General features: G+C 36.0%; 14 protein-coding genes and 1 pseudogene. 5 read left to right on the top strand and 10 right to left on the bottom strand.

Annotation, left to right across the window (positions count from 1 at the left end):
* Positions 1-17 precede the first annotated feature (17 nt).
* Positions 18-497 (top strand): DUF4890 domain-containing protein, encoded by a 480-nt coding sequence (locus ACB104_RS14975; RefSeq protein ID WP_370480018.1) that lies wholly within the window; start codon positions 18-20, stop codon positions 495-497.
* A 67-nt stretch (positions 498-564) separates the two neighbouring features.
* Here the strand turns inward: ACB104_RS14975 and hemL are convergent, their stop codons facing one another.
* The 4 genes and pseudogenes from hemL to ACB104_RS14955 all read right to left on the bottom strand — a co-directional run bounded on the left by hemL (position 565) and on the right by ACB104_RS14955 (position 3906).
* Positions 565-1851 carry a glutamate-1-semialdehyde 2,1-aminomutase gene (gene hemL / locus ACB104_RS14970; RefSeq protein ID WP_370480016.1) on the bottom strand — a complete coding sequence of 429 codons (1287 nt, stop codon included), beginning with the start codon at positions 1849-1851 and terminating at the stop codon, positions 565-567.
* A 3-nt stretch (positions 1852-1854) separates the two neighbouring features.
* Complete coding sequence (locus ACB104_RS14965; RefSeq protein ID WP_370480014.1) at positions 1855-2661, bottom strand: glucosaminidase domain-containing protein; 807 nt, start codon at positions 2659-2661, stop codon at positions 1855-1857.
* Positions 2661-3578, bottom strand: a complete 918-nt coding sequence (locus ACB104_RS14960; RefSeq protein WP_370480013.1) for a 1-aminocyclopropane-1-carboxylate deaminase/D-cysteine desulfhydrase — start codon at positions 3576-3578, stop codon at positions 2661-2663. The genes ACB104_RS14965 and ACB104_RS14960 overlap by 1 nt, the downstream gene beginning before the upstream one ends.
* Positions 3556-3906 (bottom strand): annotated as a pseudogene (locus ACB104_RS14955) (hypothetical protein). Before ACB104_RS14955 ends, ACB104_RS14960 begins: the two are co-directional and overlap by 23 nt.
* A gap of 50 nt (positions 3907-3956) precedes the next feature.
* On the opposite strand from ACB104_RS14955, the gene ACB104_RS14950 reads away from it, so the two are divergent.
* The gene (locus ACB104_RS14950; protein WP_370480011.1) at positions 3957-4121 is read left to right on the top strand and encodes a C1orf53 family protein; all 165 of its coding nucleotides are present in this window, start codon (positions 3957-3959) and stop codon (positions 4119-4121) included.
* 121 nt (positions 4122-4242) lie between these two features.
* Complete coding sequence (locus ACB104_RS14945) at positions 4243-4809, top strand: DUF4136 domain-containing protein (protein ID WP_370480009.1); 567 nt, start codon at positions 4243-4245, stop codon at positions 4807-4809.
* A 170-nt stretch (positions 4810-4979) separates the two neighbouring features.
* Here the strand turns inward: ACB104_RS14945 and ACB104_RS14940 are convergent, their stop codons facing one another.
* Positions 4980-5168 carry a hypothetical protein gene (locus ACB104_RS14940; RefSeq protein WP_370480008.1) on the bottom strand — a complete coding sequence of 63 codons (189 nt, stop codon included), beginning with the start codon at positions 5166-5168 and terminating at the stop codon, positions 4980-4982.
* Positions 5169-5333: 165 nt separating this feature from the next.
* Here ACB104_RS14940 and ACB104_RS14935 point away from each other — a divergent pair, with 165 nt between their 5' ends.
* Positions 5334-7091 (top strand): aromatic amino acid hydroxylase, encoded by a 1758-nt coding sequence (locus ACB104_RS14935; RefSeq protein ID WP_370480006.1) that lies wholly within the window; start codon positions 5334-5336, stop codon positions 7089-7091.
* Between the two features lie 3 nt (positions 7092-7094).
* Here the strand turns inward: ACB104_RS14935 and ACB104_RS14930 are convergent, their stop codons facing one another.
* Entirely contained in the window at positions 7095-7847 is a 753-nt protein-coding gene (locus ACB104_RS14930) for an enoyl-CoA hydratase/isomerase family protein (protein WP_370480005.1), read from the bottom strand.
* A gap of 115 nt (positions 7848-7962) precedes the next feature.
* On the opposite strand from ACB104_RS14930, the gene ACB104_RS14925 reads away from it, so the two are divergent.
* Positions 7963-8268, top strand: a complete 306-nt coding sequence (locus ACB104_RS14925; RefSeq protein WP_370480003.1) for a rhodanese-like domain-containing protein — start codon at positions 7963-7965, stop codon at positions 8266-8268.
* Here ACB104_RS14925 and ACB104_RS14920 read toward each other — a convergent pair.
* The 4 genes from ACB104_RS14920 to ACB104_RS14905 form a co-directional block, all read right to left on the bottom strand.
* Positions 8263-8877, bottom strand: a complete 615-nt coding sequence (locus ACB104_RS14920; protein WP_370480001.1) for a DUF4230 domain-containing protein — start codon at positions 8875-8877, stop codon at positions 8263-8265. The two genes, ACB104_RS14925 and ACB104_RS14920, sit on opposite strands and share 6 nt — an antisense overlap.
* Before the next feature lie 222 nt (positions 8878-9099).
* Entirely contained in the window at positions 9100-9750 is a 651-nt protein-coding gene (locus ACB104_RS14915; protein ID WP_370480000.1) for a response regulator, read from the bottom strand.
* A 15-nt stretch (positions 9751-9765) separates the two neighbouring features.
* Positions 9766-11853 carry a tetratricopeptide repeat-containing sensor histidine kinase gene (locus ACB104_RS14910; protein ID WP_370479998.1) on the bottom strand — a complete coding sequence of 696 codons (2088 nt, stop codon included), beginning with the start codon at positions 11851-11853 and terminating at the stop codon, positions 9766-9768.
* Between the two features lie 514 nt (positions 11854-12367).
* The gene (locus ACB104_RS14905; RefSeq protein ID WP_370479996.1) at positions 12368-14218 is read right to left on the bottom strand and encodes a PQQ-binding-like beta-propeller repeat protein; all 1851 of its coding nucleotides are present in this window, start codon (positions 14216-14218) and stop codon (positions 12368-12370) included.
* Between the last annotated feature and the right edge of the window lie 58 nt (positions 14219-14276).

The raw sequence follows: 14276 nt of genomic DNA, 5'->3' as shown, positions 1-14276 counted from the left end.
ATCAAAAATATCAAAAAATGAAAAAGCTTTTAATTATTGCAATTGCTTTGGTTACCATTCAAGGAATTGCACAGGAAGAGAAGAAACCACCAATGTCCAAAGACAAAATGCATCGTATGCAGGATTTAACCCCTGAGGAAGCGGCCACTTTACAAACAAAAAGAATGACTTTGCACTTAGATTTGAGCAAGTCGCAACAAGATGAGATTTACAAAATCAATTTGGACAATGCCACCAAACGAAAAGAAATGATGGCTGCATGGAGAGCCAAAAAAGAAAGTGGTAATATGGAAAAGCCCACCAAAGATGAGCGTCTTAAAAAAGAAAATGCGAGATTAGATCATCAGATTGCGGTGAAGGCAAAAATGAAGAAGATTTTGAATGATGACCAATACGCAAAGTGGGAAAAGAGTCAAGCTAGAATGGGAATGAAAGGAAAAGAAAAAAAGCAAGAGCTTAGAAAAAAGATGCACAAAAAAAATATGCAAAAAGAGTAAAGTTGACTGATTTTAGTTTAGTTTGTTGAAGAAAAGCGCATTTCTGAATTTTGAAATGCGCTTTTTTTTATAAACTTTTAGCAACCCTGCTTACAGCGGCTATGGTAAAATCTAAATCTTGGTAAGTTAAGGCATCCGTAATAAACCACGTTTCGAATGCACTTGGCGCAATATAAACACCTTCGTTGAGCATCCCATGAAAAAACTTTTTAAACGTATCATTATTGCCTTTTGCAGCAGTATTAAAATCCATAACTTCAGCTTCATCAAAATGCACCGAAATCATTGAACCTGTCCTATTGATGGTGTGCACAACATTATTTTCATTTAAAACCTTTGCAATACCTTTATGCAGATATTCCGTTTTTTCAGCTAAACGATTAAAAATTTTGGCACCATTGTTCAACTCAGTCAACATGGCCAAACCAGCTGCCATGGCCAAGGGGTTTCCACTTAAAGTTCCAGCTTGATAAACAGGTCCAAGAGGCGCTAAATGATTCATAATTTCATTTCTAGCCGCAAAAGCACCAACCGGCAAACCGCCGCCAATTACTTTACCGAAACAAACAATATCTGCATCTATCTTGAAAAGTTCTTGTGCTCCACCCTTAGCCAATCGGAAACCAGTCATCACCTCATCAAAAACCAACAAAATATCGTTGATGTCGCAGAGCGCTCTTAAGTTTTGCAAAAAGCCTTCCTTTGGTGGAATACAGCCCATATTACCCGCTACAGGCTCAATAATAATACAAGCAATTTTGTTTTTGTTGGCTTTAACTAACTCCTTTACATTTTCAATGTCATTATACTTGGCCAATAAGGTGTCCTTTGCCGTACCTTGAGTTACACCCGGGCTATTGGGCGTTCCAAAGGTACTGGCACCACTACCGGCTTGAATTAAAAACGAATCGGAATGTCCATGGTAACAACCAGCAAACTTGATGATTTTATCCTTTCCAGTAAAGCCGCGTGCTAAGCGCACTGCACTCATACAGGCTTCTGTTCCCGAATTCACAAATCGAATTTTATCAATGTTCGGCACCATAGAAACTGCCAATTCGGCAATTTGGGTTTCAATTTCGGTTGGCATACCAAACGAAGTTCCTTTTTTGGCTTTTTCAATTACTGCATCTACAACCGGTTTGTGGGCATGACCCAAAATCATCGGTCCCCAAGAGTTTATGTAGTCAATTAACCTATTACCATCTTCATCATATAAATAGGCACCTTTTGCTTCTTTTACAAAAATTGGGGTACCACCAACACCTTTAAAGGCCCTAACGGGCGAATTCACCCCTCCAGGAATTACTTTTTCAGCTTCTGCAAACAATGCACTGCTTCTTTTATAAATCATTTTTTAATTGTTTGATACCGGTTTAACAACCAACACTTGTCCAATGCTAAGTGCCGTATCATTTAAACCATTTATGTTTTGAAGTTCTTTTACCGTGGTATTATATCTTTTTGAAATGGAATACAATGTATCTCCTTTAGAAACGATGTAGGTAACAAATTCATTCTCTACAACTTGAGGTTCATATTTTGTGTAAGAATCACCCAAAACGGCTTTGTCGTATTCATGCAAATTGTAGCGTTCAATCAGGTCTATCAACTTTTGCGGGTATTTTCTATCGGTAGCATAACCTGCCTCTTTCAGCCCTTTTGCCCAACCTTTGTAATCTTCTTTCTTTAAGAGGAAAAGACCTGAATAGCGTTTCCGTTCTGTTAAGAATAGAGAATGGTCTCTGAAGGAATATTTAGCATCTTTATATTTTCGGAAGCATTCTTGTTTTTTATCGTCGTCGTGATAGATTTTTGCCCCAGTCCATTCATGGCATTTAATGCCGAAATGGTTATTGGCTTCAACCGAAAGTCGGCCACTTCCCGAGGCTGACTCCAATATCCCTTGGGCCAAGGTAATGCTGGCTGGGATTCCGTATAAAGCCATTTCATTTTGGGCAACTTCTTTGTAATTGTCAATATAGCGTTCAGTGTTACTGGTATAAACTTTTGGCGTTTCTTCTATAACTTCTTTTTGCTTATCCGTTCTATCTATTACTATTTGTCTTTCAGTGTCATTGCCTTTTTTGGTTACAATGGCCTTCTTAGATTTACAACTAAAAAGCAAGAATCCAACACATAAAAATATTAATATTCTGTTCATTAATTTGTGATAATTATCGGTAAATTTTTCTTCTTCAAAAGAGCGTTCATTCCTTCAATGCCTTGCAAACCTCCGGTATGAATGGCCAGTATTTTTGACCCTTTTGGAAAATATCCTTGTTTGACCATATCAAAAATTCCGAAAAGCATTTTACCCGTGTAAATGGGATCCAATGACACCTTATAATCGGCTTTAAATTGATTAATAAACGAGACTAAATCTTCATTTGTTTTGGCATAACCCCCAAAATGATAATCGGTAATCAATTTCCAACTGCTCTTGGTAACAAATTTACTAATATCTTGTCGTAAAAAATCGCCTTTTAAAGCAGGAAAACCCAAAACTTGTTGACTAGGTTTTGAACAATTTATAATTCCTGAAATGGTACCACCAGTTCCAACAGCACAACAAACATAATCGAATTGCTTATCCTCAAGGGTTAAAATTTCCTCGCAACCCTTTATGGCAAGAGCATTTGTTCCACCCTCGGGAATTAGGTAAAAATTTCCAAATTCTTCTTTCAAACCAGACAAAAAATCTTTCGAAGTTTTGTTTCGATATACATCACGCGAAACAAACTTAAACCGCATACTATTTTGGTGTGCAAACTGAAGCGTACTATTTTCATTAATTTTATCCTCCAACTCATCACCCCTGATAATTCCGATGGTATTAAAACCAAGTTCCTTTCCCGCCGAGGCTACAGCCGCAATATGGTTGGAAAATGCACCACCAAACGTCAGCAAGGTTTTAAAACCTTCTTTTTCGGCTTCTTGCAAATTGTACTTAAGCTTTCTGTATTTGTTGCCAGAAACGAACGGATGAATTTGGTCTTCCCTTTTTATAAATAGCTCAACCCCAAATTTCTTAGGTAATGCCAAATGCTGATTGATGCTATTTTCGAGTTTGAAATCCATTTGTGCGAAGATAACCCAAAAATGCCCAAAGTGGTCTTTTGTTTAAATATCCTGAATCCTTTTCATTGGCATTAGCTTCCCGCTCAAAAGAAATATTCCTATATGCCAAATGCCAATTTTTGTATTGTGCCAATCACAAAAAAAATTCTACACCATAAATCAGATAAAAGGGAAAAATCAACAACTCAATTTGCTGACTTAAATGGATTTTTTCATGGTTAATCAATACTTTGTCTACCTTTAATTGTTCATACTTTAAAAGAACAAACGGAAAAATGGTCATTGCCGTATAACCTTTGGGCACCAAAAATTTAGAGATGAAAATCATGTATATTTGAAATCAAAAATCAATCCAATTTACTTTATCTTTGCTTATATATGAAAAAAATTGTCCCGATTGAAGAAGGCGATTATTATATAACGCCCGAAGGTTACCGCTGTTTTACCGAACAGTATCATTTAAAACGTGGGTATTGTTGCGAAAGTGGTTGCAGACACTGCCCCTATGGATACGATAAAAGAACAAACAGTATAAAAAGTTAACTACACCTGTTTTTACCAGACCTTGGTACGATTATTGCTGCTTTTATTCAATGAAAACGTATAAGAAAAAGCCTTTTTGTCCTAAAAAAATTCATTCTACGAACCATTAATTTTATTTGCTATGAAAAATTTTTTAAAAACCGTTCCGATTTTGGCATTACTAATTGTTGCTACTTCATGCAGTTCGATTAGAGTGGCTGCCGATTATGATAAAAATGCAACCTTTAACGATTATAGAACGTTCGCCTTTTTTAAAACTGGAATTGACAAGGCTGAAATTAGCGACCTTGACAAACGCCGTATTTTAAGAGCCATTGAAGCGGAACTCTTGGCAAAAGGCTATTCAAAATCTGAAAATCCGGACTTATTGGTGAGTTTGTTTACCAAATCGCAACAACGTGTTGATGTTTACAATAATGCCTGGGGCTATGGTGCCTGGGGTTGGGGCGGATGGGGCCCATGGGGCGGCTACGGACCTGGTTGGGGCTGGGGCTGGAATCAACCTACTGCCTCGGTAAGCACACAAGGCACACTTTACATCGACCTTATTGATGCCAATAAAAAGGAATTGGTATGGCAAGGTATGGGCACAGGCTACTTAAGTAGAAACATGGAGAAAAAAGAAGCACGCATCAAGGAATTTGTTGCCGAGATTATAGCGAAATATCCTCCTGGAGCACAACAATAAAAATTCAAAAAGCAGCTTAAAGCTGCTTTTTTTATGGAAAATATGGTTTTGCATGGCCATTGTCAACTAGCCATTGGTTGACTTCCAGTCCGTCTTCCAAAATATATTTGCCAAGTATCGGCAGTATTTGCTCTGTTTACCGTTGTAAGAGCGAATAGTGACTTCTTTATCTAAAACCATTTCCCTAAAATACCCCTGACTTTTATACCTTCTTCTTTCTCTTCTCCCCTTAATTCAGGAGTATCACTAACATACAAGCGAAGCTTCATTTCTTGAAAATGTAGAAAACCTAAATCTACAATGGCGGTTACTGTATCCCCATCGTAAACATCAATAATTTTTGATTTATAAGTGTACATTTTTTCTTTTTAATTGTTCGCTTCTCTGATTATTAAATATACACAAATACGCGAATGATTTTAAAATTATTCTATTTTAAACCATATTATTAAATGATTCTTTGAAAAACAGAACAATTTATAAATATTTCGTATTTTTACTTATCGCCTAAAGCAAATTTTATCATGCCCAAACATATAGAATCTAACCACATTTTAAATCGCCTTCCCAAACACCTGAAGCAATTTATTAAGCCACAGAATTACGACTTATATTCGGCAATTGATCAAGCGGTTTGGCGATATGTCATGCGAAAAAACGTGGATTTTTTAAGTACCGTAGCGCACAAATCATATGTTGACGGGTTGAAAAAAACGGGGATTTCTATTGACTACATTCCCAATATGTATGGCATGAACCGTATTTTAAAAGATATTGGTTGGGCAGCCGTAGCCGTTGATGGTTTTATTCCACCAAATACCTTCATGGAATTTCAAGCCTACAACGTTTTGGTTATTGCCAGCGATATTAGGCAGTTGGAGCACATTGAGTACACTCCTGCCCCAGACATCATCCATGAAGGGGCTGGCCATGCACCAATAATTGCCAATCCAGAATATGCCGAATATTTAAGACGCTTTGGTGAAATTGGCTGTAAAGCTATTTCATCTGCCAAAGACTACGAACTTTACGAAGCCGTGAGGCATCTTTCCATTATAAAAGAAGCACCCAACACGAAAGAAGAAGACATTGCTTTCGCCGAAAAAAAAGTAGAAGAGCTTCAGCAAAATATGGGTAGTGCTAGTGAAATGGCACTCATAAGAAATCTACATTGGTGGACGGTTGAATATGGCTTAATTGGCACCATTGATAATCCTGAAATTTACGGCGCCGGCCTTCTTTCTTCAATTGGGGAAAGTGCTCGGTGTTTGATGGATGACGTTAAAAAATTACCATACACAATTGATGCAGCCTATCAAGATTTTGATATCACCAAACCACAACCCCAACTTTATGTTACGCCCGATTTTGCCCATTTAAGTTTGGTTTTGGAAGAATTTGCCAATACCATGGCTCTGCGTAAAGGTGGGCTCTCTGGAATTAACAAACTCATTGAATCTGAAGCTTTGGGTAGTGTGGAATTAAGCACAGGTCTTCAAATTTCAGGTACCTTTAAAGAGGTCATTGAATACGAAGGCAACCCAATTTACATTCAAACCACGGGTAAAACGGCATTGGCGTATCGAGAAAAGGAACTTGTTGGACACGGAACTAATACCCATCCAAAAGGATTTGGTTCGCCAATTGGAAAACTGAAAGGCATCAATTTGGCCATTGAAGATATGAGTCCGCGTGATTTAAGCGCATACAATATTTACGAAGAAAAACAAGTTACTTTGGAGTTTGAAGGTGGCATTAAAGTTTCTGGTGAAATTATTACGGGAAAACGCAATCTTCAAGGAAAAATAATCCTGATTAGTTTTAAAAATTGCACTGTTAGCCACAACGAAACTATTCTATTTAAACCTCAATGGGGCGTTTACGATATGGCCGTTGGCAAAGAAATTGTTTCAGCATTTGCTGGCCCTGCAGATTTGAACAGTTTTGATTTAATGACCCATAAAATATCATCGCAAACCATTCATGTGGAAAAATCGGATGAGCGATTGGAACTCGAAACTTTATACCAACAAATTCGAGATTACAGAGAAGGTAAAAACCGAACAATATCTAGAACAAAAGTTTCGGAGCAACTTATTGAAAAACATCCAAACGATTGGCTTTTATCTGTTGAGCTCTATGAGCTGGCTTATAAAGGAAACGAAAAAATGCTATGCGATAACATTTTAAAACATTTGGAGATCGTTAAGCAAAACAGACCTGAGGTTGGAAAATTGATTGATGATGGGTTAGCTATTATTAATTCAAAAGTAAGGGTTTGACGGCTACCTAAATCGTTTCAATGTTTTTTTCGTGAACTTACTTAAAACAAGTTTTCCGCTAATTTCAGCACGTTCTGCAAGTAATTGGTCCCAATATTGAGTATCTTTCCAAAACACCTTTTTCATTTCAGCAAGCGCTTCTGGATTATAGCCAGATAATTTTTCAACTAAAGCGCTAACGGCATCATCTAATGCTTCCGTAGTTTCAAATATTTCCGAAAATAATCCCTTTTCTTTTCCGTATTCCGCTGAGAAAAAAGTTTCGGCATTTATGGTCATTTGCGCCATTGAATTGCCTCCCATTTTTCTCGATACTATAGGTTCAATAACAAACGGGCCTATTCCAATACTTAATTCACTAAGTTTTATGGATGCATATTTAGTAGCCAAACAATAGTCGGTTGCTGCAGCTAAACCCACACCACCACCGACGGCTTTACCCTGCACCCTTCCAATAATTAATTTGGGGCATTTACGCATAGCATTTATTACATTGGCAAAACCCATAAAAAATTGTTTTCCGGTTTCGGCATCTTCAATGGCAATGAGCTCATTAAAACTGGCACCTGCGCAAAATGTTCTGTTACCCCCGCTTTTTAAGACAATTACTTTGATTTTGTCATCCGTTCCAGCACTAATGATTGTTTGTCCCAACTGGCTTAAAACATCACTTGGCATGGAATTTTTGTTGGGATGAAAGAATTCAATATAACCAACTCTGTTTTCAACTTTAAGCTTAACGTAAGGGGTTTCCATTTTTCGGCGGCCGTTATTTAAGGGATGAATATACGTAAATTTTTAATGAACTTTAATGCAACTTATGTTACCGATGCTTTAAAATTTATTCAATTAATTTGCCGAAAAATTATTTATGGGATTATTAGATTTTTTATTTGGAAACAAAAATAATATGATAAAAGAATATCAAAACAGAGGCGCCATCATTATAGATGTTCGTACTCCAGGAGAATACAGCCAAGGTGCCATTAAGGGTTCAAAAAACATTCCGTTACAAAACATCAATTCCAAAATTGAGACTATTAAAAGTTTTAAAAAACCTGTAATTACATGTTGCGCTAGCGGTATGCGCTCAGGAAATGCTGCATCAATTTTAAAAAGCAACGGAATCGAGGCTGTAAACGGTGGCGGTTGGGTTAGTCTAAAAAACCAACTATAGGTTCAAGCCATCCAAAGATTCACGGGTATTTATTGGTTGGTTGTTATACTGTAAAGTCCATCCCAACGAATTTGTGAGGATATAGAATTTTGACAACTCACTAACCAAACGGTTTTTGGCGTTTTTCTTTAAATCTGAAGCCTCAATCTTTTTTTGTAAGGATATCTTAACTTTGTTTTTGATATCGTTGTAATCTTTGGCCTCAAAAGGATTTAAAAAATCTGCTTGTATATCGTAATACTCAAAATCTGGACTAATCTTTATTTCTTCCTCCGGAATATTTAAAATGGTGAGTGTTTTGTTGGCTTGGTCTATTTCGAAGTCAATTTTACTTAAATCGTAAGCAATGGTAACATCCGCATTCACTACAACCAAAGCTTTTTTCTCGGAAGTGAAATAATCCCCAAAAATTTCCTTAGAGTTTTTATAATTGAACACATCACTAAAATGCCCTTCTGTAACAATAAGTTTTCCGACGTTGCTTATTTGCTCCTGAATTAGCCCGCTGCTTTCCTGAAGGGCCAACTTGTCTTCACGCTTATCGCCACAATACTTGAGGGTGAACAAGACAATTAGGGTAATTACAACACCAAAAAGAATTTTTCGCATACGCTAAGTTAGAAATATTATGAGAAGCTTTAATTTTTTATTTTACCGGAAATTTACTAGGATAAGAAGATATTGATTCAAATCGAACCTTTTAAAAACAAAAAAACATTAGTTTCCTTCGACATATGAAGCCTAACTAATGTGATTAAATACCAAAAACTAATTCGTTGTAAAATTAATAATGAAATACTTTTGAATTATTACCTTGAATTTACCAAATCATTAAATTAAATTGTTCTTTTTGGCTTTTTGTACAGCCTCCAGTTTATTGTGTACTTGAAGTTTTTTATAAATATTTTCTATATGCTTCCTCACCGTTCCAACCGAAAGAATAAGATTGTCTGCAATTAAATTATAGCTCAACCCTTTACTCAGCTGCTCCAAAACCTCAACTTCACGTGTTGTCAGTTTTACATCATCTTTCTCATTTGTGTCTTCAATTTCTAACGGATTTCTTAGCAACTTCAGTGTTTTTAAAGCTATTGACGGATTCATGGCAGCGCCTCCATTTAAGGTTTCTAAAATTCCTGTATGTAAATCTTTAGCGTTCACCTCTTTCAGCAAATAACCATCGGCTCCCGCTTTTATGGCGTTAAAAATGTTTTCGTCATTATCAAAAACAGTTAACATGATAATTTTAATGTGCGGATATTTTTGTTTTACTTCTTCTGTTGCCTCTATACCGCCCATAACTGGCATTTCAATATCCATCAAAATAACATCGACATTATGATCGGCCTCAAGTTTTTCCAAAAGTTCAGAGCCATTCATGGCTGTTAATTTTAAACTTAGGTCATTAAAAAAAGACAGTTTTTCAGTTACTATGTTAACCAAAAATGTATTGTCGTCTGCTATGGCTATTTTAATATTCATTAAATATATTTTCTGTTAACAAATCAGCGATATGGTTGTTCCCATATCTAAATTACTCTCAATTGCTAGTTCGGCACCAATATCTTCCGCTCGTTTTTTCATATTTTGAAGCCCATTTCCTTGTTTTATATTTTGCATATAAAATCCTTTACCGTTGTCCGCAACCTTAAATAATATTCCTTGTTCTACTTTGTTAATATCAATTTCCACCAAAGAAGGTTCGGCATACTTAATAGCATTGTGGATAGCTTCTTGAAGAATTCTATAAATATTCATGCCTTTTACCGAAGTGAATTCTAAATCTTTCGAAATAGCCTCATCTGTATTGAATTCAAATTTTATTCCTTGTGAAGATAAATCGGCTTTATCAATAAAATTAGAAATTCTAGCTTGCAAATCTTCCAAAGTGATTTCATCTTTATTCATTGCCCAAATGGTATCGCGCAATTCATATATGGTTTCTTTAGTGAAAGCACTCATGTGCAAAAGTTTGCTAGTGAGTTTCTCGTTGGCAATTTTAAATCCGTATTGCAAGTTTTCTATCGAAGATATGATAAAAGTGAGCTGCGCCCCTATATTATCATGCAAATCGCGTGAAATTCTAATGCGTTGTTCGTGCAATCTGTTTTGGCTTTCAATTTTGGCCAATGCTATTTTTAACTCACTGTCCTTTTGTAATTGTTTGTTTTTAAGTTTTTGTTGCTTATAGATCAAATACCCCAACAGCGACAACACCGAGACCAATATGCCCAAACCTATTATTTGGGTATTTTTTCTTGTTAGGTTTAATTCTTTTTCAGCCAATTCAGCCCGCTGGGTTTGAATTTCTGTTTCCTTGAGTTCGTTTTGGTATTGGGCTTCGAGTTGGTCAACGTTCTTTTTTACTTCTGAAGACGAGATTGAATCATTCACTTTGTGGTATTCCTCATAATAACCCAGCGCCTTTTCAAAGTTTTGTTGTTCTTTACTCAGTAAACTCAAAATGAGTAACACTTCTTTTTTTACATAAAGATTTTGGCTTTCCTCAGCCATCTTCAATGCCTGTAACAATTGTTGTTTTGCTAGATTAAATTGCTTATTGAACCTATATGCATCACCTAAATTTGTTCTAGCAACCATCTCTTTATCATAATCTTTAGATGCAACGGCTAGCTCCAAGGCTTTTTGTCCATAGGCAATACTGCTCTCATAATTTTTTAATGTGCTTTCAACCAAAGCCAAATTAACGTAGGCATTATTCTTTCCCCGAAGGTATCCAGAAGAAATACTCAATTTCAGGGCTTCTTGAAAATATTCCCTTGCCTTAAACAGCATAGAAGAATCTTTTAGTTTATCGCCCATGGCACGCTGGTTGGCGCCCAAATTTAAATAGCTGCCAACGATATCTATTGGATTACCTTCTTCCCTTTTTATTAAAAGTGATTTCAACAAATACTCATCTGCCTTTTCCAGTTCATTTAAATCTTTGTAAACCAAACCCATATTGTTATAGGATTTAGCCAAGCCAATTCTATCATTCATTTCTTCTGCTATTTTTGCTGATTTTATGTGCATTTCCAGTGCTGCATGATATTTTCCCAAATAAGACATGCAAATAGCAATGTTGTTATAACTTCTGGACTGGGCATTTAAATCCGCTTCTTTTTCGGCTATAGCCAAGGTTTTCTTAAACTCATTAGCGGCCAAATTGTATTCCGATTTATGAAAGAGCAAAATTCCCTTGTTGTTGAATAGTGACTTTTGTAGTTCCTGACTCTTTATAACTTCAAGGCTTTTTTCTGAAACGTCAAAATAGTAATCGGCCGAGTCAATCATAGTCTTATCAGTAAAAGCTTTTGCCATACCCAAATACCCTTTTAATTCAAGTGTATCATTATTAACGATTTTAGAATTTTTAATGACTCGACGAAAGATTTGTAAAGAAGAATCTAAATTGATGCTCAAATATTCAATGCCTATTTTATAAAGAATATCATTTTTGGATTTTTTGCCCTTCAAAGAATTATATTCGAGCTGTAAACTATCAATGCTCTTTAAACTGTTTTGAGAGAATATTAAATAGTTACATATTAAAAAGATGATGGCCAATACCCTCTTCTTCATAAAATTTAATTAAGATATAAATATCATTTTTTGAACTGCCAACAATTCCTTGGTTATCTTAAAAAGCCTTTTCATTAGTAAAGCAGTTAAATTATCAAACACTAGAACTTTTTGACTGTTCAATTTAAGTTTTTGTGTTTGCACTTCCAAATCCTTCATTAAAACAGAATTCTCCTTGTGCGCTTTCCTTTTAAATGACATTATGTTAAAAAACACCTTAACTGAAAAACACACCAGAATCAATGCCAACAAAAGCAACCCGTGAATAAGCAAAATATCAAACTCCATTTTTGATTTTTCAATTCAATACCAATAATCCTAAAAGTAAAAAACACCAATAGCAAATAGGTTTTTTGCATATTGGTGCCTTTTGATATGAACTGATTAATAGCAGTATTAAATTTAACCCAATATGTTGAACCTCAACTAAATTTTCGACAAAATGTTATAAAAAAAGATTAAGCGCAGTAGTGTTAATACCACACTTAATCATAAAAAACCTCAACAACAAGATTTATTTATTTAAATCGAATGCGCTTATGTTATTTCCTTTGTCTTTGAAATAAAGAAAACCTGCAATATCATCCACCTCGTACATAGGATCTTTATCTTTAATTACAATTTCGTTCAATGTTTTTCCTGAGTCTTTATCTACTTTAACCAGTGCAACTCCATCATCTACTTTGGTTAAGATAAACGCAGAATTTGCCGTAGCCTTGGTAGCTTTAAAGCGTTTTGCCATTTCCTGAAATCCTGCATCGGCTACATTGGCCCAACTTTCTGCTTGTTGTTCGTGATATTGAACCGAACTATTATAAGATGGAACACCTGCACCTTTCATATATCCGGCGGTAGCCGAGTGGGAAATTGATGCGGAAGCCGATGCTAATGTCAATGCACCAACTATAGCAAGCCCAAAAGCACTTTTGCCTGGTGCACGATGGTACACATGCCAATTAGAGTCTCCTTGAAAGCCTAACATTTCTAAATTTTGTGAAGCGGTTAACAATATTCCATTATCCCTCGCTTCAATTCCTGTTGGATCTTCTTTGCCTTCAAATTTGGTTCCGTTGGCAATTAAATTGTACTCTCCAGTATTTCCATTCACTTCGTAAACACCATCTTTGCAGGTAATAAGGAACCTGTCTCGAGCTTTATCATATGTGGAAGCTATCGCTTCAGAATTCCTGTATTTAATGGCTTTTCCAAAAACCGATTCGCCGGTTGACATATCAATAATATCGGCATCTGTTTCGGATATATAAAGAAGACCAGTTGGCACAGTTGCCATAATTTGAATTGCAGGTCCTGTATTTAATGGTTTTCTCCAACGTGGCGTGCCATCAAAACCAATTTTATTGATGCCTCCATCTGAAACTCCAAAAAGAATACCATCATCCTCAACATAAAAATGATTGATGATACCTTTGGTTTTTGGCGACTTATCCCATAGGTCGGCGCCCGAGTTCAAGTCTAAAAGATATACTTTTGAGGTTCCTGAACCTTTTAGTTTACTCATAAGTTTGCTTCCACCGCTTAAGATGTTGGTCACAATAGCCAATCCCTTATCCGTAAACTCAACAGTTGAAATAACACCTTTAATCTTGTTGCCTTCCGGCCACATGTCTGCACCGGTATCAGCATTTATTTTATGAACTACTGTGTTGTCTCCCTTTGTTTGAAATGCATAAATCTCCTTTGAGTCTTCATTTGCAGCAATATTTGAAGCATTTTTTATGTCTGCCGTCCACTTAACAGCACCTGAACTTATAGAATAGCACTCAACATTTTTCATGCCTGGAATAACAATATTATCGCCCAATATGTCGGGCTCACCAACCATAGGATTTGTTGCTTTACGTTCAAAAATATTAACGAGTTTTCCTGTTTTTAAATCATATAGGCCAACTCCACCCGTATACTTATTGCCTTCTTCTTTATGCATTCCATTCACTACAAACATCATCTCAGGCCCTAAAAAATACCTACTGGTTACACCGTTTTGCCAATTTTCTTCTTTTGAATCAAAAACAATTTTACCCTTAACCACGTCAACAACCACAGTGTGCATAAATATTCCGCGTGGTTTTATAATCACATAGGGTGTACCTGGAACAAACTCAAGGTTTTCCTCTTTAACTTTTTTAAGTCGCTCAAGCTTAAAAGACACTTCATGGCTGTTGGGTCTTATCCCAGCTAAAGCTTCACCTGTTGATGCCAGCAAGGTTCCTGATTCATGAAGAATCAACCATTTTACTTGTCCATCAAAAGCATATTGGTAGTCCGGAGTAGTTTTTTGGGACCATCCTACGTGAGCCAATAACATTACAGTTACCAGTATCACTATTTTTTTTAAATCTCTCATTGTTGAATATTTGTTGATTAATACTTCAACAAAGCTCAAACAATAAACAAATGGAATC

The organism is Tamlana flava, from assembly GCF_041287255.1.
Taxonomy (GTDB): domain Bacteria; phylum Bacteroidota; class Bacteroidia; order Flavobacteriales; family Flavobacteriaceae; genus Tamlana; species Tamlana flava.
This window is presented reverse-complemented; position numbering and strand designations above follow the sequence as displayed.